The organism is Streptomyces sp. 147326, from assembly GCF_045000215.1.
In the GTDB taxonomy this organism is placed as follows: Bacteria; Actinomycetota; Actinomycetes; order Streptomycetales; family Streptomycetaceae; genus Streptomyces.
This window is the reverse complement of record NZ_CP134201.1, coordinates 6,433,961-6,458,695: the sequence shown is the minus strand read 5'-3', so window position 1 is coordinate 6,458,695 and position 24,735 is coordinate 6,433,961. Positions and strand designations below refer to the sequence as shown.

At 72.9% G+C, this 24,735-nt stretch carries 20 protein-coding genes; 7 read left to right on the top strand and 13 right to left on the bottom strand.

What is annotated here, in order from left to right; translation table 11 throughout:
- Positions 1-52: 52 nt before the first annotated feature.
- The 3 genes from RIU97_RS29575 to RIU97_RS29565 all read right to left on the bottom strand — a co-directional run bounded on the left by RIU97_RS29575 (position 53) and on the right by RIU97_RS29565 (position 7,160).
- Entirely contained in the window at positions 53-1,513 is a 1,461-nt protein-coding gene (locus RIU97_RS29575; protein ID WP_404960650.1) for a glutamate synthase subunit beta, read from the bottom strand.
- The gene (gene gltB, locus RIU97_RS29570) at positions 1,506-6,044 is read right to left on the bottom strand and encodes a glutamate synthase large subunit (RefSeq protein WP_404962987.1); all 4,539 of its coding nucleotides are present in this window, start codon (positions 6,042-6,044) and stop codon (positions 1,506-1,508) included. Before gltB ends, RIU97_RS29575 begins: the two co-directional genes overlap by 8 nt.
- Positions 6,045-6,428: 384 nt before the next feature.
- Positions 6,429-7,160, bottom strand: a complete 732-nt coding sequence (locus tag RIU97_RS29565; RefSeq protein WP_404960649.1) for a VIT1/CCC1 transporter family protein — start codon at positions 7,158-7,160, stop codon at positions 6,429-6,431.
- 260 nt (positions 7,161-7,420) lie between these two features.
- Here RIU97_RS29565 and RIU97_RS29560 point away from each other — a divergent pair, with 260 nt between their 5' ends.
- The 7 genes from RIU97_RS29560 to RIU97_RS29530 all read left to right on the top strand — a co-directional run bounded on the left by RIU97_RS29560 (position 7,421) and on the right by RIU97_RS29530 (position 15,992).
- Entirely contained in the window at positions 7,421-8,407 is a 987-nt protein-coding gene (locus RIU97_RS29560; RefSeq protein WP_383575509.1) for an ADP-ribosylglycohydrolase family protein, read from the top strand.
- Positions 8,408-9,178: 771 nt separating this feature from the next.
- Positions 9,179-10,306: an ADP-ribosylglycohydrolase family protein gene (locus tag RIU97_RS29555; protein WP_404962986.1), complete on the top strand. Its 1,128-nt coding sequence runs from the start codon at positions 9,179-9,181 to the stop codon at positions 10,304-10,306.
- Positions 10,303-11,448: an ADP-ribosylglycohydrolase family protein gene (locus tag RIU97_RS29550; RefSeq protein WP_404960648.1), complete on the top strand. Its 1,146-nt coding sequence runs from the start codon at positions 10,303-10,305 to the stop codon at positions 11,446-11,448. Before RIU97_RS29555 ends, RIU97_RS29550 begins: the two co-directional genes overlap by 4 nt.
- Before the next feature lie 74 nt (positions 11,449-11,522).
- Positions 11,523-13,082, top strand: coding sequence for an ADP-ribosylglycohydrolase family protein (locus RIU97_RS29545; protein ID WP_404962985.1), 1,560 nt, complete (start codon positions 11,523-11,525; stop codon positions 13,080-13,082).
- Complete coding sequence (rbsK, locus tag RIU97_RS29540) at positions 13,079-13,990, top strand: ribokinase (RefSeq protein WP_404960646.1); 912 nt, start codon at positions 13,079-13,081, stop codon at positions 13,988-13,990. The genes RIU97_RS29545 and rbsK overlap by 4 nt, the downstream gene beginning before the upstream one ends.
- Positions 13,987-15,180, top strand: a complete 1,194-nt coding sequence (locus RIU97_RS29535; RefSeq protein ID WP_404960644.1) for a CaiB/BaiF CoA transferase family protein — start codon at positions 13,987-13,989, stop codon at positions 15,178-15,180. The genes rbsK and RIU97_RS29535 overlap by 4 nt, the downstream gene beginning before the upstream one ends.
- The gene (locus RIU97_RS29530; protein WP_404960643.1) at positions 15,177-15,992 is read left to right on the top strand and encodes an HpcH/HpaI aldolase/citrate lyase family protein; all 816 of its coding nucleotides are present in this window, start codon (positions 15,177-15,179) and stop codon (positions 15,990-15,992) included. Before RIU97_RS29535 ends, RIU97_RS29530 begins: the two co-directional genes overlap by 4 nt.
- On the opposite strand, the gene RIU97_RS29525 is transcribed toward RIU97_RS29530, so the two are convergent.
- The 10 genes from RIU97_RS29525 to RIU97_RS29480 form a co-directional block, all read right to left on the bottom strand.
- Entirely contained in the window at positions 15,982-17,355 is a 1,374-nt protein-coding gene (locus RIU97_RS29525; RefSeq protein WP_404960641.1) for a glycosyl hydrolase family 28-related protein, read from the bottom strand. The genes RIU97_RS29530 and RIU97_RS29525 overlap by 11 nt on opposite strands.
- Positions 17,356-17,465: 110 nt before the next feature.
- The gene (gene lgt / locus RIU97_RS29520; RefSeq protein WP_404960639.1) at positions 17,466-18,440 is read right to left on the bottom strand and encodes a prolipoprotein diacylglyceryl transferase; all 975 of its coding nucleotides are present in this window, start codon (positions 18,438-18,440) and stop codon (positions 17,466-17,468) included.
- 87 nt (positions 18,441-18,527) lie between these two features.
- Positions 18,528-19,508 (bottom strand): DsbA family protein, encoded by a 981-nt coding sequence (locus RIU97_RS29515; RefSeq protein WP_404960637.1) that lies wholly within the window; start codon positions 19,506-19,508, stop codon positions 18,528-18,530.
- Positions 19,509-19,629: 121 nt separating this feature from the next.
- The gene (gene trpA, locus RIU97_RS29510) at positions 19,630-20,445 is read right to left on the bottom strand and encodes a tryptophan synthase subunit alpha (RefSeq protein ID WP_383575494.1); all 816 of its coding nucleotides are present in this window, start codon (positions 20,443-20,445) and stop codon (positions 19,630-19,632) included.
- Positions 20,442-21,692, bottom strand: a complete 1,251-nt coding sequence (gene trpB / locus RIU97_RS29505) for a tryptophan synthase subunit beta (protein ID WP_404960635.1) — start codon at positions 21,690-21,692, stop codon at positions 20,442-20,444. Before trpB ends, trpA begins: the two co-directional genes overlap by 4 nt.
- 205 nt (positions 21,693-21,897) lie before the next feature.
- Complete coding sequence (gene trpM / locus RIU97_RS29500; protein WP_404960633.1) at positions 21,898-22,122, bottom strand: tryptophan biosynthesis modulator TrpM; 225 nt, start codon at positions 22,120-22,122, stop codon at positions 21,898-21,900.
- A 9-nt stretch (positions 22,123-22,131) separates the two neighbouring features.
- The gene (gene trpC / locus RIU97_RS29495; protein WP_214932893.1) at positions 22,132-22,941 is read right to left on the bottom strand and encodes an indole-3-glycerol phosphate synthase TrpC; all 810 of its coding nucleotides are present in this window, start codon (positions 22,939-22,941) and stop codon (positions 22,132-22,134) included.
- A 182-nt stretch (positions 22,942-23,123) separates the two neighbouring features.
- On the bottom strand, positions 23,124-23,621 hold the full coding sequence (locus tag RIU97_RS29490; protein WP_404960631.1) for a DUF2752 domain-containing protein: 498 nt from the start codon (positions 23,619-23,621) through the stop codon (positions 23,124-23,126).
- 73 nt (positions 23,622-23,694) lie between these two features.
- On the bottom strand, positions 23,695-23,946 hold the full coding sequence (locus tag RIU97_RS29485) for an HGxxPAAW family protein (RefSeq protein WP_362853976.1): 252 nt from the start codon (positions 23,944-23,946) through the stop codon (positions 23,695-23,697).
- 111 nt (positions 23,947-24,057) lie between these two features.
- Positions 24,058-24,732, bottom strand: a complete 675-nt coding sequence (locus RIU97_RS29480; protein WP_404960629.1) for a TIGR02234 family membrane protein — start codon at positions 24,730-24,732, stop codon at positions 24,058-24,060.
- Positions 24,733-24,735 lie beyond the last annotated feature (3 nt).

The window sequence follows — 24,735 nt, the reverse complement described above, 5'->3', positions numbered from 1 at the left end:
GTACGGACCGTATGAGGGGTCCCGCCCACGAAGGGCGGGGGTACTTCGGGTGTTACACGGTCAGCGAGCGGTCCGTCGGCTTGACCGGGTACGGGAGGGCGCTGGTGCCGGTCAGGAAGCGGTCCACGCCGCGGGCGGCCGAGCGGCCTTCCGCGATGGCCCAGACGATGAGCGACTGGCCGCGGCCCGCGTCGCCGGCGACGAAGACACCGTCGACGTTGGTCGCGTAGGAGGCGTCGCGGTCGATGTTGCCGCGGGCGTCCAGCTCCAGGCCGAACTGGTCGACCAGACCGTTGGCCTGGTCCGTGCCCGTGAAGCCCATCGCCAGGGTGACCAGCTGCGCGGGGAGGACGCGCTCGGTGCCGGGCTTCTGGACGAGCTTGCCGCCCTCGAAGGCGACCTCGATCAGGTGCAGGGACTGGACGTTGCCGTCCTCGTCGCCCTCGAAGTGGGTGGTGGAGACGGAGTAGACCCGCTCGCCGCCCTCCTCGTGCGCCGAGGTGACCTTGTAGAGCATGGGGAAGGTCGGCCAGGGCTGGTTGGCGTTGCGGTCCTCGCCCGGCTTCGGCATGATCTCCAGCTGCGTGACCGAGGCCGCGCCCTGGCGGTGGGCGGTGCCCACGCAGTCCGCGCCGGTGTCGCCGCCGCCGATGACGACCACGTGCTTGCCCTCGGCCGTGATGGGGGGCGCCATGAAGTCGCCCTCCTGCACCTTGTTCGCGAGCGGCAGGTACTCCATCGCGAAGTGGATGCCGTTCAGCTCGCGGCCCGGGACCGGGAGGTCGCGGGAGACCGTGGCGCCCGCCGCGATGACCACCGCGTCGAACCGCTTGCGCAGGTCGGTGGCGGTGATGTCGCGGCCGACCTCGATGCCGGTACGGAACTTGGTGCCCTCCGCGCGCATCTGCTCGATGCGGCGGTTGATGTGCACCTTCTCCATCTTGAACTCGGGGATGCCGTAGCGCAGCAGGCCGCCGACGCGGTCGGCGCGCTCGTACACCACCACGGTGTGGCCGGCCCGGGTCAGCTGCTGGGCCGCGGCGAGACCCGCCGGGCCGGAGCCGATGACGGCGGCCGTCTTGCCGGAGAGGCGCTCCGGCGGCTGCGGGGTGACGTTGCCGTTGTCCCAGGCCTTGTCGATGATCGAGACTTCGACGTTCTTGATCGTGACGGCCGGCTGGTTGATGCCGAGGACGCACGCCGACTCGCACGGGGCCGGGCAGAGGCGCCCGGTGAACTCCGGGAAGTTGTTCGTGGCGTGCAGCCGCTCGCTCGCCGCCGACCAGTCGTCGCGGTACGCGAAGTCGTTCCACTCGGGGATCAGGTTCCCGAGCGGGCACCCGTTGTGGCAGAACGGGATGCCGCAGTCCATGCAGCGGCCGGCCTGCTTGCTGATGATCGGGAGCAGCGAGCCCGGAACGTAGACCTCGTTCCAGTCCTTCAGCCGGTCGGCGACAGGACGGGTGCAGGCGGTCTCGCGCTGGGTGGTGAGGAAGCCCTTCGGGTCAGCCATGGGTCGCCGCCTCCATCATCTTCTCCGTGGTCTCGGATTCCGAGAGTCCGGCGAGCTCAGCGGCGTCCTTGGCGGCGAGCACTGCCTTGTACGTGGTGGGGATGATCTTGCTGAAGCGGTCCACCGCGACGGACCAGTCAGCCAGGAGCTTCGCGGCCACGGTCGAGCCGGTCTCCTCCTCGTGGCGGCGCACCACATCGTGCAGCCACTGCTTGTCGGTGTCGGACGGGGCCTCTACGGCGTCCGCGTTGCCGACGTTGACGTTGTTCGGGTCGAGGTCGATGACGTACGCGACGCCGCCCGACATGCCGGCCGCGAAGTTGCGGCCCGTCTCGCCGAGGACGACCGCGGTGCCGCCGGTCATGTACTCGCAGCCGTGGTCGCCCACGCCTTCCGAGACGACCAGGGCGCCGGAGTTGCGGACGCAGAAGCGCTCGCCGGTGCGGCCGCGCAGGAACATCTCACCGCCGGTGGCTCCGTAGCCGATGGTGTTGCCGGCGATGGTGGAGTACTCGGCGAGGTGGTCGGCGCCGCGGTCCGGGCGGACCACGATCCGGCCGCCGGAGAGGCCCTTGCCGACGTAGTCGTTGGCGTCGCCCTCCAGGCGGAGGGTGATGCCCTTCGGCACGAAGGCGCCGAAGGACTGGCCGGCCGAACCGGTGAAGGTCAGGTCGATCGTGTTGTCGGGCAGGCCCGCGCCGCCGAACTTCTTGGTGACGTGGTGGCCGAGCATGGTGCCGACGGTCCGGTTGATGTTGCGGATCGCGACCTGGGCGCGGACCGGCTGGGCCGTCTCCGCGGAGTCCGCGTTCAGCGCGTCGGCGGCGAGCTCGACGAGCTCGTTGTCGAGCGCCTTCTCCAGACCGTGGTCCTGCTCGATCAGGGCGTGGCGCACCGCGCCCTCGGGCAGCTCCGGCACGTAGAAGAGCGGCTCCAGGTCGAGACCCTGTGCCTTCCAGTGCGTGACGGCCTTCGTCGTGTCGAGGAGCTCGGCGTGGCCGACGGCCTCCTCGATCGTGCGGAAGCCCAGCTCGGCGAGGAGCTCGCGCACCTCCTCCGCGATGAACTCGAAGAAGTTGACGACGAACTCGGGCTTGCCCGAGAAGCGCTCGCGCAGGACCGGGTTCTGCGTGGCGATGCCGACCGGGCAGGTGTCCAGGTGGCAGACGCGCATCATGACGCAGCCGGAGACGACGAGCGGCGCGGTCGCGAAACCGAACTCCTCGGCGCCGAGCAGCGCGGCGATGACCACGTCGCGGCCGGTCTTGAGCTGGCCGTCCGTCTGGACGACGATCCGGTCGCGCAGCCCGTTGAGCAGCAGGGTCTGCTGGGTCTCGGCGAGGCCGAGCTCCCAGGGGCCGCCCGCGTGCTTGAGCGAGGTGAGCGGGGAGGCGCCCGTACCGCCGTCGTGGCCGGAGATGAGGACGACGTCCGCGTGGGCCTTGGAGACACCCGCGGCGACCGTGCCCACGCCGACCTCGGAGACCAGCTTCACGTGGATGCGGGCGACCGGGTTGGCGTTCTTGAGGTCGTGGATCAGCTGAGCCAGGTCCTCGATGGAGTAGATGTCGTGGTGCGGCGGCGGGGAGATCAGGCCGACGCCCGGGGTGGAGTGCCGGGTCCTGGCGACCCACGGGTAGACCTTGTGGCCGGGCAGCTGGCCGCCCTCGCCGGGCTTGGCACCCTGCGCCATCTTGATCTGGATGTCGTCCGCGTTGACCAGGTACTCGGAGGTGACGCCGAAGCGGCCGGAGGCGACCTGCTTGATCGACGAGCGCCGCGCCGGGTCGTAGAGACGGTCCGGGTCCTCGCCGCCCTCACCGGTGTTGGACTTGGCGCCCAGCTGGTTCATGGCGATGGCGAGGGTCTCGTGCGCCTCCTTGGAGATGGAGCCGTACGACATGGCGCCGGTGGAGAAGCGCTTGACGATGTCGGAGATCGGCTCGACCTCGTCGATGGAGATCGACGGGCGGTCACTCTTGAAGCCGAAGAGGCCGCGGAGCGTCATGAGGCGCTCGGACTGCTCGTTCACGCGGTCCGTGTACTGCCGGAAGATGTCGTACCGGCGGTTGCGGGTGGCGTGCTGGAGGCGGAAGACCGTCTCCGGGTCGAACAGGTGCGGCTCGCCCTCGCGGCGCCACTGGTACTCGCCGCCGATCTCCAGCGCGCGGTGCGTGGCCGCGATGCCGGAGACGGGGTAGGCCTTGGCGTGGCGTGCGGCCACCTCCTTGGCGATGACGTCCAGGCCGGCGCCGCCGATCTTCGTGGCGGTGCCCGCGAAGTAGGTGCCGACGAAGTCCTCGTTCAGGCCGACGGCCTCGAAGACCTGGGCGCCGCGGTAGGAGGCGACGGTCGAGATGCCCATCTTCGACATGACCTTCAGAACGCCCTTGCCGAGCGCGTAGATCAGGTTCTTGATGGCCTGCTCCGGCTCCAGGCCGGTCAGGAAGGTGCCGGCGCGCAGGAGGTCCTCGACGGACTCCATGGCCAGGTACGGGTTGACCGCGGCGGCGCCGTAGCCGATCAGCAGCGCGACGTGGTGGACCTCGCGGACGTCACCGGCCTCGACGAGCAGGCCCACCTGGGTGCGCTGCTTCGTGGCGATGAGGTGGTGGTGCACGGCGGAGGTGAGCAGCAGCGACGGGATCGGCGCGTGCTCGGCGTCCGAGTGGCGGTCGGACAGTACGATCAGGTGCGCGCCGTTCGCGATGGCCGCGTCGACCTCGCCCCGGATCTCCTCGATCCGCGCGGCGAGCGCCTCGCCGCCGCCGGAGACCCGGTAGAGGCCGGAGAGCGTGGCGGCCTTCATGCCCGGCATGTCGCCGTCGGCGTTGATGTGGATGAGCTTGGCCAGCTCGTCGTTGTCGATCACCGGGAAGGGCAGGGTGACGCTGCGGCAGGACGCGGCGGTCGACTCCAGCAGGTTGCCCTGCGGGCCGAGCGAGGACAGCAGCGAGGTGACGAGCTCCTCGCGGATGGCGTCCAGCGGCGGGTTGGTGACCTGCGCGAAGAGCTGGGTGAAGTAGTCGAAGAGCAGCCGGGGGCGCTCGGACAGGGCGGCGATCGGAGAGTCCGTACCCATGGAGCCGAGGGGCTCGCCGGCGGTACGGGCCATCGGCGCGAGGATGACGCGCAGCTCTTCCTCGGTGTAGCCGAAGGTCTGCTGGCGGCGGGTGACCGAGGCGTGGGTGTGCACGATGTGCTCGCGCTCGGGCAGGTCCGACAGCTCGATCTCGCCGGTCTCCAGCCACTCCGCGTACGGGGCGGCGGCGGCCAGCTCGTTCTTGATCTCGTCGTCCTCGATGATCCGCTTCTGGGCGGTGTCGACGAGGAACATCTTGCCGGGCTGCAGGCGGCCCTTGCGGACGACCTTGGCCGGGTCGATGTCGAGCACGCCGACCTCGGAGCCGAGGACGACGAGGCCGTCGTCGGTGACCCAGTAGCGGCCGGGGCGCAGACCGTTGCGGTCGAGGACCGCGCCGACCTGGGTGCCGTCGGTGAAGGTGACGCAGGCCGGGCCGTCCCAGGGCTCCATCTGGGTGGAGTGGTACTTGTAGAACGCGCGGCGGGCCGGGTCCATGGAGGTGTGGTTCTCCCACGCCTCCGGGATCATCATCAGCACGCTGTGCGGGAGCGACCGGCCGCCGAGGTGGAGCAGCTCCAGGACCTCGTCGAAGGAGGCCGAGTCGGAGGCGTCCGGGGTGCAGATCGGGAAGATCCGGTCCAGCACGCCGTCGCCGAAGGCCTCGGAGGCCAGCTGGGACTCGCGGGCCTTCATCCAGTTGCGGTTGCCCTTGACCGTGTTGATCTCGCCGTTGTGCGCGACGAAGCGGTACGGGTGGGCGAGCGGCCACGACGGGAAGGTGTTCGTGGAGAACCGCGAGTGGACCAGGGCGAGCGTCGAGGCGAAGCGACGGTCGGAGAGGTCGGGGAAGAAGGGCTCCAGCTGGCCGGTGGTCAGCATGCCCTTGTAGACGATGGTGCGGGCGGAGAGCGACGGGAAGTAGACGCCGGCCTCGCGCTCGGCGCGCTTGCGCAGCACGAAGGCCTTGCGGTCCAGCTCGATGCCGGTCGTCCCGTTGCTGACGAACAGCTGGGAGAAGGCCGGCATGGTGGCGCGGGCGCCGTTGCCGAGCAGGTCCGGGGTGACCGGGACCTCGCGCCATCCGAGAACCGTCAGGTTCTCCTGGGCGGCGATGGCCTCGATCTGCTCCACGGCGACGGCCTGTGCGGTGCCGTCGGCGGGGAGGAAGGCGATGCCGACGGCGTACGCGCCGGCCTCGGGGAGCTCGAAGCCGGCCACCTCGCGCAGGAACGCGTCCGGGACCTGGCTGAGGATTCCGGCGCCGTCGCCCGAGTCCGGCTCGGAGCCGGTCGCGCCGCGGTGCTCGAGGTTCCGCAATACGGTCAGGGCCTGCTCAACGAGAGTGTGGGTGGCCTCGCCGGTGAGGTTCGCCACGAATCCGACGCCACAGGCGTCCTTCTCGTTGCGCGGGTCGTACATGCCCTGCTGGGCGGGGCGACCGTCCATGGGCGACCAGGCAGTGGTGCTGGGGCCGGTCGCGGAGTGCGTGGATGCGGAACGCATCGGCTCTCCCGTCGTCGTCGTGGCATATGTGCATAGCCGAGGGACGACGTTGGCCCTCTGCGAAATTTCGTGCAGATTACATGATGACGACAATCCCGAGAAGCGGATACGCCATTCCAGCATGCGGACACTGCACGAGGCAGGAAGAGGGGACTTTCGCGGCGTTCTACGGACGCAGACCGGCGCAGTACGAGGCGGAGGTCCCGGGTGCAGGGCGGGCATCGTTGCCCGGAGCCCTGGTGTGATGCCCGGCGGACACGGGATCGAAACCGCCGGGTAACGGACTACTTATGTGGTGCGCTGCATAGTGTCTCATTCCGAGGCCGGTCAGCCTATGGCTCCGCCGATCCAGGTTCCCAGGATGTACGTCACACCGGCGGCCGCGCCACCCAGGACGAGCTGGCGCAGACCGCTGTACCACCAGGACCGGGCGGTGACCCGGGAGACCACCGCGCCGCAGGCGAAGAGCCCGGCCAGTGCGAGCAGCACCGCGGGCCACAGGGCCGTGGCGCCGAGCAGGTACGGCAGTACGGGGAGCAGCGCGCCCAGCGCGAAGGAGCCGAAGGACGAGACCGCGGCGACGAGCGGCGAGGGCAGGTCGTCGGGGTCGATCCCGAGCTCCTCGCGGGCGTGGATCTCCAGCGCCTGCTCGGGGTCGCGGGACAGCTGCGTGGCGACCTTGCGGGCGAGCGCGGGCTCGACCCCGCGGGAGACGTAGAGCTCGGCCAGCTCCTCCATCTCGTCGACCGGGTGCTTGCGCAACTGCTGCCGCTCTACGTCCAGTTCCGCGAGGACCAGCTCGCGCTGCGAGGCGACGGAGGTGTACTCGCCGGCCGCCATCGAGAAGGCGCCGGCCGCGAGGCCCGCCAGTCCGGTGATGACGATGGTCTGCGGGGCGACGGCGCCGCCGGCCACGCCGGTCATGAGGGCGAGGTTGGAGACGAGTCCGTCCATGGCACCGAAGACGGCCGGGCGCAGCCATCCGCCGTTGACGTCGCGGTGGGTGTGGTTGTCCCGGTGCGCGGTGTGCAGCGGTGCTTCGATGTCGATGATGGACATGACGAGATATCTCCCCATTTGTGCGAACGGGTGCCGCGAGACACCCCGCTCCCCCTGAACACCTCGAAACTACGCACGATTTCTGTCTCCCGCCAGCAAGGAAGGCCGTACTTACCTGCGGTTTTGTGGGTCGGCGACCGGGTGACGACGGGCTGCGCGGGGTGTTTCGCGACGAGCGACAAACCACATGCCATGGCACAAATCCCCCAAGGGCTCATGATGAGCCCCATCCAATGTGGGAGAGGCGCGCCATGGAGCCGGTGAAGCTGATTGCATGCAATCCGCAGGTCCTCCTCGAACGGGCCAGGGGCGCTCTTCTCGGGCTCGCGGTGGGCGACGCGCTGGGCGCCCCCGCGGAGAACATGAAGCCGTCGGAGATCCGGGCGAAATGGGGCCGCATCGAGGGTTTCGTGTCGGAGGACCCGGCGGGCACGGACGACACCGAGTACGCGATCTTCTCCGGGCTGCTGCTGGCCCGCCACGGCTCGGCGCTCACGGTCTCCCACGTGGAGCGCGCCTGGCACCACTGGATCGCGGACCTCGACGAAGGCCCGTTCCGGGGCGCCGGGTTCTCGGAGCGCGGCACCCTCGAAAACCTCCGCCGCGGCCTGGCCGCCCCCATCTCGGCCCAGCACCGGCACGCGTGGTCGGACGGTCTCGCCATGCGGGCGGCGCCGTTCGGCGTCTTCGCGGCCGGCCGGCCCGCCGAAGCGGCCCGGCTGGTCGCCATCGACGGCACGGTCAGCCACGACGGCGAGGGCATCTACGGCGGCCAGGCGGTGGCGGCGGGCGTCGCGGCGGCGATGGCCGGCGGCAGCCCGGCGTCCGTGGTCTCCGCGGCCCTGTCCGTCATCCCGTCCGACTCGTGGACGGCCCGCTCCCTGCGCCGGGCGGTCACCGCCGCCCCGCGCGGGGAACGGGCGGTGCGCTCGGCGGTGGTCATCGGCGGTTATCCGTGGACGGACCTGGCACCCGAGGCCGTCGGCCTCGCCTTCGGCGCCTTCGCCGCGTGCCGGGGCGACTTCCCCTCCTCGGTCCTGACCGCGGTCAACATGGGCCGCGACGCGGACACCACGGCGGCGGTGGCGGGCGCCCTGTCCGGCGCGATGTCGGGCGCCGCCGCCATCCCCGCCGCCTGGTCCTCGGCCATCGGCCCGGTCCGCGGCAGCTGCCTCCCCTCGATGCGGGGCTACCACGTCCTCGACATCGCGGACCTCCTCACCCCCGAATACGAGGCCCCCCGATGACGCCCCCGGACCCCACCCCGCCGCCCCACTTCCCACCGGCACCGGCCCCCGGACACTGGCCCGACACAACGCACCCCGCCCCACCGCCGAACCCGACGGAACGCGATCCCGGCCTCCAGCCACGCGCAGCGCTGACCGGGGCCACCGGGAACCGGGAAACCGGGAGCCCGCCCCCAGAGCGGAGCCCGGCCGCGCCAGCGGAACCGCAGCCCGGCCTCCAGCCACGCGCAGCGCTGACCGAGGCCACCGGGAACCGGGAAACCGGGAGGAGAGGGCCCCCGCCCCCCGCAGCCCCAGCCACGCGCAGCGCTCCGCCGACCCACCGGGAACCGGGAAACCGGGAGCCCGCCCCCAGAGCGGAGCCCGGCCGCACCAGCGGAACCGCAGCCCGGCCTCCAGCCACGCGCAGCGCTGACCGGGGCCACCGGGAGCCGGGGGGCCGGGGGCCTGCCCCCGGTTTCGGGAAGGGGCGGGGTGGGGGAGATCTCCGCCCCAGCCGGCGGCCCGCACCCGGGTACCCGTACATCCGCGGCCGCAAGCGGAGCCGGAGCTGTAGCAGGGGCCGGGGCCAGAGCCCTCGCCGGCGGCGTGGCCCTGGCCGGGGCCGGGGGCGGGCCCCTGGTCGGGGCGGCGCTCGGGTGGGTCGGGGAGGTGGCCTTCGGGGTGCTCGGCGCCGGGCCGGGGCTCCGCATCGCCGGGGTCCGGGTCGTCGAGCGGCCCGCCGCGCCGGCGGCCTCCGCACCCGCCGAGCTCCCCGCAGGGGCCCGGCGGATCGAGGGCCTCCTCCTCGGCCTCGCCGCAGGCGACGCGGCCGGTTGGCCCGCCGCCCGGCACCGCGCCAGCCGGATGCCCGAGTGGACCCGCCGTCTCACCCGCGAGCTCGACACCTTCGCCGAGCAGAACGCCACCACCACCCTCCCCGTCCCCATCGCCCTCAACCAGCCCCCCGAGCCCCTGCGCCTCGGCCCGTCCGACGACGCCGAGTGGGCCGCCTTCGTCGCCGAGTCCGTGCTCACCGCCGCCGGCGTCCTGCTCAGCGACCTCTCCCGGTCCCGCCGCATGCGCGCCGCCATCGACCTCGCGTGGAACGCCCTGGCCTCCGAGGTCGCCGCGGCGGCGGAACGCGCGCCCGAGGTCGAGTCCGCCGTCCTCCCCCTCCGCGCCCGGATCTCCGTCCGCGCCGGCCTCGGCAACCTCGCCACCGGCCTGCGCCCGCCCGCCACCGGCCACGACAACCCGCACTACTTCGACGACGCCGCCTGCATCCGCGCCTGCGTGCTCGCCGTCGTCCACCCGGGCGACGCCGGGGCCGCCGCCGACCTCGCCGAGTTCGACGCCCGCTACACCCAGGACGGCGACGGCGTCCACGGCGCCCGCGCCATGGCCGCGGCCATCGCCACCGCCCTCGCCACCGCGGACGTCGACGCCGCCGTGGAGGCCGCCCTCGCCCAGCTCCCCGAGGCCACCGAGATCGGCCGCAATGCCCGCCACGCCGTGGACCTCGCCCGTACCCGCACCGACGGCGGCGGCGCCTTCGCCATCGTCCCCATCCTCGAACACGAGATCGTGGACCACGTCTACAGCTACGGGATCGCCGCCGCCGAGACCGTCCCCGTGGCCCTCGCCCTCGCGACCGCCGCCCGCGGCAGGGTGACCGAGGCCGTCCCGGCGGCCGCCTGCCTGTCCCGCGTCGCGGACTCCGCCCCCGCCCTCGCCGGCGCGCTCACCGGCGTGCTCGGCGGCGGCGATTCGATCCCCGCCGCCTGGCGCGAGGCCTGCCGCACCCTGTCCGGCTGCGCCCTCCCCCGCCTCGCCGGCACCGACCTCGTGGAACTCGCCGCGCTCCTCGCGCGTACGGAACTCACCTCACCCAAACCTCAAGGGATGATTCGGACATGACGCTCACGTTGGAGGACCGGGCCTGCGGCGCTCTCGTCGGAGCCGCCGTCGGCGACGCGCTCGGCGGCCCGGTGGAGGGCTGGACCCCGGACCAGATCGTGGAACGGCACGGCGGCCGCGTGCACGGCATCGTCGGCCCGTGGCACGAGAACTGGCGCACGGCCCGCCCCATCGCCCCGTACCACAAGGGCGACGGACACGTCACGGACGACACCCTGATGACGCACGCGCTGGTCCGCGTCTACGAGGCCGTACGGGACCACCTCGACTCCCACGCGATCGCCGAGCACCTGGTCCCCGACCTGATGAACAACCCCCGCTGGATCCCCGAACTGGAGGCCGAGGCCCTGCCGTTGCAGCGGATCTTCCTCGCCGAGAAGTGGATCGTGACCCGGCTGCACTACGCGCACGTCGACCCCCGTGAGGCCGGCAGCGGAAACATCGTCAACTGCGGGGCCGCGATGTACATGGCGCCGGTGGGCCTCGCCAACGCGGGCAACCCGGCGGGCGCGTACGCCGAGGCGCTCGACATCGCCGGCGCGCACCAGTCCTCGTACGGGCGGGAGGCGGCGGGCGTGTTCGCGGCGGCGGTGGCCGCCGCGTGCGTGCCCGGGGCGACGGCCGCCTCGGTGGTGGACACGGCCCTGTCCCTGGCCAAGGACGGCACGCGTGCCGCGATCGCCGCCGTGCGCGAAGTGGCCGCCGCCCACCGGGACTTCGAGTCGGCGCTGGCCCCGCTGCGGGCGGCGGTGGCCCCGTACGACTCGGTCGGCCCGGACTACCGCAACCCGTCGCTCGACGCCCGCCGCCCCTCCCGCCTCCACGCCATCGAGGAACTCCCGGTCGCGCTGGGGATGCTGCTGGTCGCGGACGGCGCGTACGAGGCCTCGGTGCTCGGCGCGGTCAACTACGGGCGGGACTGCGACTCCATCGCCACCATGGCGGGGGCGATCGCCGGGGCCCTGGGCGGCGAGTCCGTGGTCCCGGCCGTCTGGGCCAAGCAGGTCGCCGAGGCCAGCCGCCTCGACCTGCACGCCCCGGCGCTGGCGATGGCGGCCGTGGCCCGCGAGGTCTTCGCCCTCGACCGGGACCGCCGCCGGACCCACGAGTCGGCCTTCGCCGCGATCGCGGCCCCGCGGTGACGGCGCCCGCGGCCTGCGCCCCGGACCCCGTCCGGCTCACGTGGGCCCAGCCCGAGGACCTCGTCGGGCACGAGCTGCGCCAGGCGGCCGAGGACGGCCGGAACCCGGAGCCCGCCCGGCGCGCCTGGCTGGCGGCGGGCGGCAGCCCGGCCCCGGACCGCGCCGGCGCCTCCCCGATCCCGGCGCCGCCGGAGCTCCGCGCCCTCGCGGTCGGCCTGCTGGACGAACTCGCCGCGCAGACCTCCGCCCTGGCCTCCGCCGAGCCGCAGCCCTGGAAGGCGATCGTCGCAGCCTGCCCGAACTGGCCCCCACCCGCCGACCCCCGTCCATCCGCGCCCGCCGCCGAACACACCCCGCACTCCCCCGGCAGCCCGGACGGGCAGGACGGGGCCCCGGCGGGACACCGTCCGGCCTCCCACCCCGCCGCCCCGGCCGCAGAGCAGGACCCCGCCCGGACCGGACACGACGCGCGGACCCGGCCGGAAGCCACCGCGCACGACCGGGACCCCGCCGGACGCGCCCCGGGCCCCGGCCCCGCCGCCCCGGCCACGGAGCAGGACCCCGCCCGGGCCGGGCAGGATCTGCGCACCCGGCTGGAAGCCGCCTGGCTGGGCCGGGCCGTCGGCTGCCTGCTCGGCAAGCCCGTCGAGAAGCTCCCCCTGGAGGGGATCCGGGCGCTGGCCCGCGCCACCGGCAACTGGCCGCTGAACGACTGGTTCAGCGAACGCGGCGTACCGCCGGAGGTGCTGGCCGCGTACCCCTGGAACCGCCGCTCCGCCCCCACCTCGCTCGCCGAGAACATCGACGGCATGCCCGAGGACGACGACCTCAACTACCCGCTGATCGGCCTGCTGCTGCTCCAGCGGCACGGCAGGGGCTTCACCACCGCCGACGTGGCCCGCCTCTGGCTCGACGAACTGCCCGCCGGGCGGACCTTCACCGCCGAGCGCATCGCGTACCGCAACCTCCTGCTCGGGCTGGAGCCGCCCGCCACCGCGACCCACCACAACCCGTTCCGCGAATGGATCGGCGCCCTCATCCGCGCTGACGTCCACGGCTGGACCAACCCGGGCGACCCGGCCGCCGCCGCGGCCCAGGCGTACCGGGACGCCGTCCTGACCCACACCGGCAACGGCGTCTACGCCGCCCTCTTCGTCGCGGCCGCCACCGCCGAGGCCGCCACCGGCCGGGCGGACGTCCACACCGCTCTCCGGGCCGGGCTGGCCGTCGTACCGCCCCGCTCCCGCCTCGCCGAGGCCGTCCGCCTCGGGATCCGGGCGGCCTCGGACGAGGCGGACTTCGACCTCGTCGTCGACCGGCTGCACGCACGCTACGGGCACTACCACTGGGTCCACGCCGTCCCCAACACCGCCCTGATCGCGGCCGCCCTCACCCACGCCGACGGGGACTTCACCCGCTCCGTCTGCCGCGCCGTGTCCGGCGGCTGGGACACCGACTCCAACGGGGCCGCCGCCGGCGCCCTCGCCGCGCTGGTCGCGGGCTCCCCCGGCGCCCTCCCGCACCGCTGGACCGCTCCCCTCAAGAACCGTCTCGCCACCACCGTTCCCGGCTTCGACGGCATCGGCTTCGACGCCCTCGCCCACCTCACCGCACAGGAGGCAGCACGCTCATGACGGCAATCGCCGTGCTCGGCAGTACGAACATGGACCTCGTCGCCTACGTACCCAAGGCCCCCCGCCTGGGAGAGACCGTCACCGGGCGGGCCTTCCGCACGGTTCCCGGCGGCAAGGGCGCCAACCAGGCCGTCGCCGCGGCGCGCTCCGGCGGGGAGGTGGTGATGATCGGCGCGGTCGGGACCGACGAGTTCGGCGTACGGCTGCGCTCCGCGCTCGCCGCCGACGGGATCGACACCGCGGCCCTGCGCACCGTCGAGGGAGCCAGCGGCACCGCCCACATCACCGTGGACGACGAGGGCGGCAACAGCATCATCGTCATCCCCGGCGCCAACGCCCGTGTCACCGGCCTGGAGGCGGGGGACGACGCCCGGATCGCGGCCGCCGACTCCCTCCTCCTCCAGCTCGAACTCCCCCTCACCGCCGTCCTCGCCGGCGCCCTCGCCGCCCGCGCGCACGGCGTCCGTACGGTCCTCACCCCGGCCCCGGCGCAGCCGCTGCCCCCCGAACTCCTCGCCGCCACCGACCTCCTGGTGCCGAACGAGCACGAGGCGGCCGCCCTCACCGGCCTCACCGACCCCGGCCAGGCCGCCGAGGCCCTGCTGAACGACGTGCCCGAGGTGGTGATCACCCTCGGCGCGGCCGGAGTCCTGTACGCCGCCCGCGGCCGTGCGCCCCTCGCCGTGGCCGCGCCGCGGGTCCGGGCCGTGGACACCACGGCCGCCGGGGACACCTTCGTCGGCGCCCTCGCCGTGGCCCTGGGCGAGGGCCGGCCGATGCCCGACGCCCTGCGCTGGGCCTCGGCGGCAGCCGCACTGTCCGTCCAGCGCCCCGGCGCCCAGGACTCGATGCCGACCCGCACCGAAACCGACGCCTTCGCCGCGGCGCGGCCCGGAGCCGCCTCGTGACGACCACCGGGCCCCTGGAGGGGCTGCGCGTGCTCGACCTGGCCACCCTGTTCGCCGGGCCGCTCGCCGCCACTTTGCTCGGCGACTTCGGCGCCGAGGTCGTCAAGGTCGAGCACCCCGGCATCCCCGACCCCTCCCGCGGCCACGGCCCCGCCAAGGACGGGATCGGCCTGTGGTGGAAGCTGCTCGGCCGGAACAAGCGGACGATGACCCTCGATCTGTCCACCCCGGGCGGCCGGGACACCCTGCTGCGGCTCGCCGCCACCGCCGACGTGGTCATCGAGAACTTCCGCCCCGGCACGCTGGAGAAGTGGGGCCTGGGCTGGCCCGAGCTGTCCACCGCCAACCCGCGCCTCGTCCTGGCCCGCGTGACGGCCTTCGGCCAGCAGGGCCCGTACGCCCACCGCCCGGGCTTCGGCACCCTGGCCGAAGCGATGAGCGGTTTCGCCGCGATCACCGGGGAACCGGAAGGGCCGCCGACCCTGCCGCCCTTCGGGCTCGCCGACTCGATCGCCGCGCTGACCACCGCGTACGCCGTGATGACGGCCCTGGCCGGGCGCGACCGCACCGGGCACGGGCAGGTCGTGGACCTGGCCATCATCGAGCCGATCCTCACGGTGCTCGGCCCGCACCCGCTCTGGTACGACCAGCTCGGTTACGTCCAGCCCCGCACCGGCAACCGCTCCGCGAACAACGCCCCCCGCAACACCTACCGCAGCGCCGACGGCCGCTGGCTGGCCGTGTCCGCCTCCGCGCAGTCCATCGCCGAGCGGGTCGTACGGCTGGTCGGCCGGCCTGAGCTGATCGCGGAGCCGTGGTTCGCGACCGGGGCCGGGCGGGCCCGGCACGGGGACGTCCTGGACGAGGCGGTCGGCGGCTGGATCGCCCGGCACAAGGCCGAGGAGGTCGTCGCCGCCTTCGAGGACGCGGAGGCGGCCGTGGCCCTCGTGTACGACATCCGGGACGTGATGGCCGACCCCCAGTTCGCGGCGCTCGACACGGTCACCGAGATCGAGGACCCGGAGCTGGGCCCGCTGCGGATGCAGAACATCCTCTTCCGGCTGTCCGAGACCCCCGGCGGGATCCGCTGGGCCGGCCGCCCGCACGGCGCGGACACCGACGAGGTCCTGACCGAGCTCGGGCTGACCCGGGCCGAGATCACCGCGCTGCGGACCGAGGGGGCCCTGTGATCCTTACCTGGCTGTACGCACCCGGCGACCGCCCCGCGGTGGTCGCCAAGGCCCTCGGCTGCGGCGCGGACGCCGTGATCGTCGACCTGGAGGACGCGGTACCGGTCTCCCGCAAGGAGTACGCCCGCGCCGCCACCGCCGAACTGCTCGGCGAGCGGCCCCCGGTCCCCGTGCACGTCCGCGTCAACGCCCTGGACTCCCCCTGGGGCGGCGCCGACCTCAACGCGCTCTGCGGACTGCGCGGGCTCGCCGGGCTGCGGCTGCCCAAGATCAGTGCCCCGGAGCAGATCTGCGCCATCGCCGACCGGACCGGCGGGGTCGGCCTCCACGCCCTGCTGGAGTCGGCGCTGGGCGTGGAGCGCGCGTACGAGATCGCCCGCGCGCACCCCGCCCTGCGCGGGCTCTCCCTCGGCGAGGCGGACCTGCGGGCCGATCTGGCCGTCTGCGCGGAGACGGGGCTGGACTGGTGCCGGTCGCGGGTGGTGGTCGCGGCCCGTGCGGCGGGGCTGGCGCCCCCGGCCCAGTCGGTGTTCCCGGACATCCGGGACCTGGAGGCGCTGGCCGTCTCGTGCGTCCGCGGCCGGTCCCTCGGCTTCCTCGGCCGGGCGGCGATCCATCCGCGCCAGCTGCCGGTGATCGAGCGGGCCTATCTCCCGGTGCCCGAGGAGGTGACGGCCGCCGAGGAGATCCTCAGCGCCGCCCGGGCCACCCCGGGCGCGCTGGCCCTGCCCGACGGCCGGTTCGTGGACCCGGCCGTCGTGGCGGCGGCCCACCGCACCCTGGCTCTGTCGCGGCGGGAGGTTACGCGTTGAGCGCCGACCAGAGCCACTGGCCGCCGACCCGGACGTAGAGCCTCTTGTTGGCGGAGTCCACGGCCATGGTTCCGTCGAGCGGCGGGCGGATGAAGGAGGCGTCGGTGACCGGGCCGGGCACCAGGCGCAGCGGCGGGTTCGGCGCGTTCTTGACCGGGATCGTGCCGGTGGCCTGGGCGCCGGGGGTGCCGTAGCTGTTCTCCACCCGGAAGTCACCGGTGGAGGACTGCTCGTAGTAGATGTGGGTGCCGGTGGGCGCGGTGCCGTACAGCCCGACGACGTTGCGCAGCACGGCGGTGGAACCGGGTCCCGAATACAGGGCCACGCCCGCGTTGACGGTGGCCCGGTCGCGGTTGGCGATGACCACGTTCTCCAGCGCGCTGGAGCTCGCCGCCCAGCTGATGATGTTCCGCGCGGTGGCCGGGGTACCGGCCGCGAAGTCGCCCGCGTAGCAGTAGATGTGGTTCGCGTAGACGTGCTTGCAGCCCGCGTCGGTCTTCAGGTGCGGGCCGCCCTGCATCCGGGAGGTCTCGAACTTGCAGTCCGTGAGGTAGATGCCGTTGGGGTTGTTGGTGGTGACCGCGCCCTGCCCGATCCACAGCGCGCCGGTGCCGAAGGCCTCCAGGCGGCAGCCGATGAAGTGGATCTGGTTGATGTTGTCCTTGCTGTGGCCCCAGGCGCCCTCGGTGGCGGAGGAGGCGTTGCGCAGCCAGATGTTGGGCTGGGTGGTGCTGCCGGTGGTGCCGGTGCAGTCCTCGATGACCAGGTTGGTGAAGCGCGAGTCCCAGAACTCCACGGCGTCGATGCACATGTCGTTGTTCGACGACATGAAGACGTCACGGAAGGCGGAGTTGTTGTTGTAGTACAGCTCCACCAGCAGGCCGGTCTTGCGGTTGCCGTTGAAGCCGAGGTTCTCCACGGCGCAGTGGCGGCGGTGCGTGGCGCCGGTGGAGTAGGCCGCTCCCGTACCGGACATCCGCAGCAGGATGCCGTCGCCGCCCTTGACCAGGGTGGCGGCCTTGGCCCCGGCGCCGACGAGGCGGATGCCGTCGGCCTTGACGGCCAGGGCCGGAGCGCCGGCGGCGGGCTTGACCAGGTATTTCCCGACGGGGAAGTACACGGTGCCGCCACCGGCGGCGGCTGCCGCGTCGAGTGCCCGCTGGACGGCAGCGGTGTCGTCGGTGGCTCCGTCGCCGACCGCGCCGTGGCCCTTCACGTCGAACCAGTCCGGCGTGCCCGAGCCCGTGGCCGCGCCCGCTGCGGTGGCCGGCGCGCCGCCGGATATCACCGCGGCTCCGGCCAGTCCTGCCACGGCTCCGGTCAGCAGGGCCCGGCGTGCGGTCTTCGGCATCTGTTCGGTCATGGTCTCCCCGTCGTGACGATGGTCATCGCAGATGATCATGTCAGTCGGCACCGACGGACGAAGAGGGGTGCCGCGCGGTACGCGGCACCCCTCTTGCGTGACTCCTCCGGTCAGTGCGTCTCGGCCCCCGGGGCCTCGGCCGGCTCGGCCTTGCGCAGATCGGCCTTGGCGTCCTTCGGCTCCGCGTCCTTCGCCTTGGCGTCCTTGGCCCCGGTGCTCTTGCCGTCGGCGTCCTTGGCCCCGGCGTCGCCGTCCTTGCCGCCGGAGGCATCCGTATCCGGTTCGACGACCGTCTCCCGGCCCGGCCGCAGCTTCGCCGACAGCACCAGGTAGACCACGGCCAGGACGAAGACCACGATCGAGGTCCAGACGTTCAGCCGCAGGCCCAGGATGAGGTGCGCCTCGTCGACCCGCAGGTACTCGGTCCAGACGCGGCCCAGGCAGTAGGCGGCCACGTACAGGGCGAAGGCCCGCCCGTGGCCGAGCTTGAAGCGGCGGTCGGCCCAGATCACCAGGAAGGCGACGCCGATGCACCACAGCGACTCGTACAGGAAGGTCGGGTGGTAGGTGCCCGCGTCGCGGTTCGGGCCCGCGGTGATCTCCACCGCCCACGGCAGGTCGGTGGCCCGGCCGTACAGCTCCTGGTTGAACCAGTTGCCCCAGCGGCCGCAGGCCTGGGCCAGCGCGATGCCGGGGGCCAGGGCGTCCGCCCAGGCCGGCAGCGGGATCCCGCGCAGCCGGCAGCCGATCCAGGCACCCACCGCGCCGAGCGCGATCGCGCCCCAGATGCCGAGGCCGCCCTCCCAGATCTTGAAGGCGTCGACCCAGTTGCGGCCCTCGCCGAAGTACAGCTGGTAGTCGGTGATCACGTGGTAGAGGCGACCGCCGACCAGGCCGAAGGGCACCGCCCACACGGCGATGTCCGCGACCGTGCCCGGCTTGCCGCCGCGCGCGATCCAGCGACGGTTGCCGAGCCAGACGGCGACGAAGACGCCGATGATGATGCAGAACGCGTAGCCGCGGAGCGGGATCGGTCCGAGATGGATCACGCCCGTCGACGGACTGGGGATGTAAGCAATGTCCATGGCAGACATGACGCTACCCTGCCGGGCGGTGCGGACGGCAACCACCCGGCAAGACGAAACCAAATCCAGACATGGACCGGCCGGTGGTCAGTCCCCCGAAGCACCGTTCGAAGAGCCGGTCGAAGAACGGTTCGCGGAGCCGTTCGACGCCGTCTTCGAGGCGGACGGCGAGGCCTTCGCTCCGGCCTTCGTCCCGGATCCCGCCGACGGCGAGGCCTTCCCCGCCGCCTTGTCGGCTTCCTTATCGGCCCCCTTGTCGGCCACGGTTCCGCCGGAGCCCTTGGCCGCCCCCTCCACCTGCTCCTTCAGCTTCTGCGGGGTCACCGGATTGGCCTCGTCGGCGAAGATGTTCTTGCCGTCCAGCAGCACGGTCGGCGTGCCCCGGAACTTCCCGGCGGTGAAGGCCTCGTGCGACTTGCCCACCCAGCTGTTGTGGGTGCCGTCCTCGACGCACTTGCGGAACGCGGGGGTGTCCAGCCCGTTCACCTTGCCCGCCAGCTCCAGCAGCTTCTCGTTCTTGCCGTAGGCGTCGTCGACCTCCTGCGGCTGGTTCTGGAAGAGGACGTCGTGGTACTCGGTGAACTTGCCGGCGTCCTGCGCGCAGGCCGCCGCGTTCGCACCCTTCAGCGAACCGCTGCCGCCCATGTTCCCGTCGATGAGCGTGACCAGGTGGTAGTCGACCTTGAGCAGGCCCTTGGCCTCCAGCTCGTGGATCGTGTCCCGGTAGTTGTCCTCGAAGGACTTGCAGGCGGGGCAGCGGAAGTCCTCCCACACGGTGAGGGTGGACTTCGCCTCGGCCTTGCCCGTCTGGATGGCGAGGGCGTCCTTGCCGGTGGCCCCGGAGGGGGCGACCACCGGGCCCGTCTTGGAGCCTCCGCTCTTGCCGGTGTTGGCCGCGATCACGCCGACGACGGTCGCCAGGCCGAGGACGCCGACCACCGCCGACGCCACGATGAGGGTCCGCCGGCGCTTGTCCCGGGTCTTCTGCCGCTGGCGCTCCTCCTGGAGTCGCTCCCGGGCCGATCGTTTCGTCGCATCGCGGTTAGCACCGTCGTTCTTCTCGCTCACGTTCGGCCAAACGAAGCAGGGAGGCACTCGCGTGCCTCCCTGCTCCCACTTCCACCCGATCGGACTACAGAACCCGGTCAGAGTTCCGCGCTTTCGATCGAACGGGGCCCGTCGGGGCCCGTCAGCTCCTGCGGACGCCTTCCGCGAGCTCGCCCGCGAGCGCCCGTACGGCGTCCAGCCCGGCGGGCAGGTCCGGCGCGTCCAGCAGCAGCTTCACGAAGGCCGAGCCGACGATCACGCCGTCGGCGAAGCCGGCGACCTCCTTGGCCTGGACGGCGTTGGAGACGCCGAGGCCCACGCAGACCGGCAGGTCGGTCGTGGCGCGGGTGCGCCGGACCAGGTCCTGGGCCTGGTTGCCGACCGATTCGCGGGTGCCGGTGACCCCCATGAGGGAGGCGGCGTAGACGAAGCCGGAACCGGCCGCCGTGATGGTGGCCAGCCGCGCGTCCTTGCTGCTGGGGGCGACGACGAAGACGGTCGCCAGACCGTGCTTCTCGGCGTGCTCGCGCCACAGCGCGGACTCCTGCACCGGAAGGTCGGGCAGGATGCAGCCGGCGCCTCCCGCCGCCGCCAGCTCGGCCGTGAACCGCTCGACGCCGTAGCGGTCGATGGGGTTCCAGTACGTCATCACCAGGACCGGGGCCCCGGTGGCCTCGTGCGCCTCGCGGACGGTACGGATCACGTCGGCGATCTTGACTCCGCCCCGCAGGGCGATGTCGTCGGCGGTCTGGATGATCGCGCCGTCCAGCACCGGGTCGCTGTGCGGGAGGCCGATCTCGACCACGTCCGCGCCGCCCTCGATGACGGCCTTGACCGCCTCGATGGCGCCGTCGACGGTCGGGAAGCCCGCCGGGAGGTAGGCCACGAGGGCCGCGCGGTCCTCGGACTTCGCCTTGGCGAGGGTGTCGCTCAGCAGCTGGATGTTGCCGTTGCTCACTTCGACTCCCCCTCGGCCTTCTCGCCGTCGTACAGCCCGAAGTAGCGGGCCGCCGTGTCCATGTCCTTGTCGCCGCGGCCGGACAGGTTGACGACCAGCAGACCGTCCTTGCCCAGCTCCTTGCCGAGGTCCAGGGCGCCCGCGAGGGCGTGCGCCGACTCGATCGCCGGGATGATCCCCTCGGTGCGCGACAGCAGGCGCAGGGCCTGCATCGCGGCGTCGTCGGTGACCGCGCGGTACTCGCCGCGGCCGGAGTCCTTGAGGTAGGAGTGCTCCGGGCCGATGCCCGGGTAGTCCAGACCGGCCGAGATGGAGTACGGCTCGGTGATCTGGCCCTCCTCGTCCTGGAGGACGTACGAGCGGGAGCCGTGCAGGATCCCGGGCTCGCCGGCGGTCAGCGTGGCCGCGTGCTCGCCGCTCTCGACGCCGTGCCCGGCGGGCTCGAAGCCGACCAGGCGGACGTCGGCGTCCGGGATGAAGGCGTGGAAGAGGCCGATGGCGTTCGAGCCGCCGCCGACGCAGGCCGCGACGGCGTCGGGCAGCCGGCCGGCGCGCTCCAGGATCTGGCGGCGGGCCTCGACCCCGATGACCCGGTGGAAGTCGCGGACCATGGCCGGGAAGGGGTGGGGGCCGGCGACCGTACCGAAGAGGTAGTGGGTCCGGTCCACGTTGGCGACCCAGTCGCGGAACGCCTCGTTGATCGCGTCCTTGAGCGTCCGGGAGCCGGACTTCACGGCGATGACCTCGGCGCCCAGCATCCGCATGCGGGCGACGTTCAGCGCCTGGCGCTGGGTGTCGATCTCGCCCATGTAGATGACGCACTCGAGGCCGAAGAGCGCGCAGGCGGTGGCGGTGGCCACGCCGTGCTGGCCGGCGCCGGTCTCGGCGATGACCCGGGTCTTGCCCATGCGCTTGGTGAGCAGCGCCTGGCCCAGCACGTTGTTGATCTTGTGCGAGCCGGTGTGGTTCAGGTCCTCGCGCTTGAGGAAGATCCGCGCGCCGCCGGCGTGCTCGGCGAAGCGGGGCACCTCGGTGAGGGCGCTGGGGCGGCCGGTGTAGTTGACCATGAGGTCGTTGAGCTCGGCCGCGAAGGCCGGGTCGTCCTTGGCCTTCTCGTATTCGACGGCGACCTCGTCCACGGCGGCGACGAGCGCCTCCGGGATGAACTTGCCGCCGAAGTCGCCGAAGTAACCCTCGGCGTTGGGAACGTGACCCTCCGGGTCCGGAATGAAGAACTCGCTGGACATGTCCAGTGCTCCTACGGGTGCGAGATGCGGCGGGGTGGATTCACCGTATGGCGCCGCCCGCAAGTACCGCGCACACCCCGCTGGGGGATGTCGCGCATACGGTGCGGAGCGGCCCGCGCCCGGAGCCGGCCGGCTCGGGCTGCAGGCCGTACGGGAGCGGCTCGCGGCGCGGTACGTCTCGCGTACCGGGCCGCGGCGGCCCTCGTTACAGCGCGCCTCCGCGGCGCCATCGCATGCCGTTGACCTGACCGGGCTCGGAGCCGATCACGTACCGGACCCGCCGCCCGTGCACGCGCCGGGCCGGGGCACGACAGCCGCGGGGGCGGCAGCCGCGCGCCAGGGGCGCGTGCGCCGTCGGCACGCCGACCGGGCCGCGGCGGAATGCCGGCGGCGCGGACTGCGTGCGGACGGTGGGGAGGTCGTGGGCCATGGGGACGGGTCAGCTCCGCCCGTGGCGCAGGGCGGGGTGGGCGCCGGCGGCGACGAGGTCGGCCACGGCGGCCTTCGGGTCGCGGCCGGTCACCAGGGACTCCCCGACGAGGACGGCGTCGGCGCCCTCGTTGGCGTAGGCGATCAGGTCGTGCGGCCCGCGGATGCCGGATTCGGCGACCTTGACGATGTGGGCCGGGATCTCTCCGACGACGCGCTCGAAGGTGGAGCGGTCGACCTTGAGGTCCTTGAGGTTGCGGGCGTTGACACCGATGATCTTGGCACCGGCGGCGACCGCGCGCTCCACTTCCTCCTCGTCGTGGACCTCGACGAGCGGGGTGAGACCGATGGACTCGGCCCGCTCGATGAGGGAGACGAGGGCCTCCTGTTCCAGGGCCGCGACGATCAGCAGCGCGAGGTCGGCGCCGTAGGCGCGGGCCTCCCAGAGCTGGTACGCCGTGACGATGAAGTCCTTGCGCAGGATCGGGATGTCCACGCGGGCGCGGACGGCCTCCAGGTCGGCCAGCGAGCCGCCGAAACGACGCTGCTCGGTGAGGACGGAGATGACCGCCGCACCGCCCGCCTCGTAGTCGGCGGCGAGCCCGGCCGGATCCGCGATCGCGGCCAGCGCACCCTTGGAGGGGCTGGAGCGCTTGACCTCGCAGATCACCTTGACGCTGTCGCCGCGCAGGGCAGCGACGCCGTCCTTGGCCTGGGGCGCCTTGGCGGCACGCTCCTTGAGCTCGTCGAGGCTCACGCGGGCCTGCCGTTCGGCAAGGTCTTCGCGGACCCCTTCGATGATCTCGTCGAGCACACTCACGCGAGCGGCCCCCTTCCGGGTCGATGACGGTCGGCCGCCTTGCAGACACGTACAACTGCAAGGTCAGCAATTCAAATGGTATCCGCAGGAGGCCTGGCCCTCCGCACGTGGTTGACGGCGTCCCAGTACCTGGACATCCGGAACCGGGGCTCCAAATGGGCTGCTCAAGGGGCTCGGGGGGCTCAGGGGGCCAGCATCGAGCCGAAAGAAAGATTTCGGACGACGACGAAGACCAGCGCCAGCGCGCCGAGCCCCCACCAGTACGGCCGCCGCAGGACGATCCTGGGGACCGGCCTGCCGCGGAAGGCGCGGACCAGCCACAGGGCCATGAACCCCGCGAAGACGAAGTAGCCCGTGACGGCGAGGGCATTCGCCCCGAAAGCTGTGACCAGATCGCCGTGGGCGAACGCGTGCGCACTGCGCAGACCGCCGCAGCCCGGGCAGAGGATCCCGGTGAGCCGCAGCAGCGGGCAGACCGGATAGTGGCCCGGCTCGTTGGGGTCCACGGTGCCCACGTACGCGAAGGCGGCCACGGCCCCGGCCAGGTAGGACGCCGGGACGGCGAGCCTGCGCGCCCGGGACCGCCGGGGTGCAGGGGGCGCCTGGTGCGCCGGGGGCACGGCCGGCGGCGGGACATCGGGGGTGCGGGAGGCGTCCACCCAGTGATTCTCTCCGGTCATGACAAAAGGCGCAGCCCGGCCGGGCCACGCCTTTCGGCTGCGCTGCATCTCGTCGCGTACCCGGTCGGTCGCGTCAGACCTTGGCAGGGACCTTGTTGGCGGCGATGACCTCGGCAAGGTCCTTGTGAGCCGCCTTCGGCGCACCCATGCCCGCGGCCTTCATCGCCATGCCCACGACCCCGCCGAGCACGACGACGACGAGACCGGCCCAGAAGCCGAGCGGGTTCGCGATCACCATGAAGGCGCCGGAGATGCAGAAACCGATGAAGGCGATGATGACACCGGTCCAGGCGGCCGGGGTGTGTCCGTGGCTAGTGCCCGCCATGAGTTGCTCCTCGTTGCTCTGTCGCGCTGCTGTGTCGAACGTGCGGTCTGTGTCGAACGCTCGGTGACCATTGTCCCGCACCGGGCGGCCTCGCCGTCCAGGGGGGTCGGGTCAGCGGGCCGGGCCGGCGGTCGGGTCCGTGGTCGGGTCCTCGCCCCGGTCCAGAGCCTTCCACAGATCTTCCGGCCGGTCCGGATCCACCGCCGCGACGGCGCGCTGACGGGGGCTGCCGTCACGCTCGTAGCGGCCTCCCATCGAGGGCCAGCTCCGGCCGAAGCGCAGCGCCAGCAGCCCGGCGGCCAGGATCAGGACCGCGCCGGCGGCCGTGACGTACGGCCACGTCGTCTGGGTCAGCCCGGCCACGTGCGCGGCGCTGTCCGCGGTCGTACGGGCGGCCTGCGCGTCCAGGGCCCGACGGCCGTCCGAGCCGAGGAGCGCGGACAGCACGGCGCCCAGGCCGCTGAGCGCCAGCAGGCCCGACACCAGCAGGCGGCTCTTGCCGCGTACGGCGAAGACGGCGACCAGCGCGGCCAGGCCCACGATGGCCAGGGCGGCCGGGAGACCGGTGACGGCCCGGCCGTCCGCGGCCAGCTGGAGCGAGTCACCGCCGATGGCGGCGGTGCCCCGGGCCCAGGTGCGGCCGGAGGCGAGCAGGACGACGGTGGCGCCGAGCGCACCCAGCAGCAGTGCGACGGCCACGCTGCGGCGGGCGCTGCGGCTGTCGGGAGCCTCGGGCTCGGACGCGGCATCGTTTCGGGGCGGGGGTACGGCACTCACGTACCCCACTAT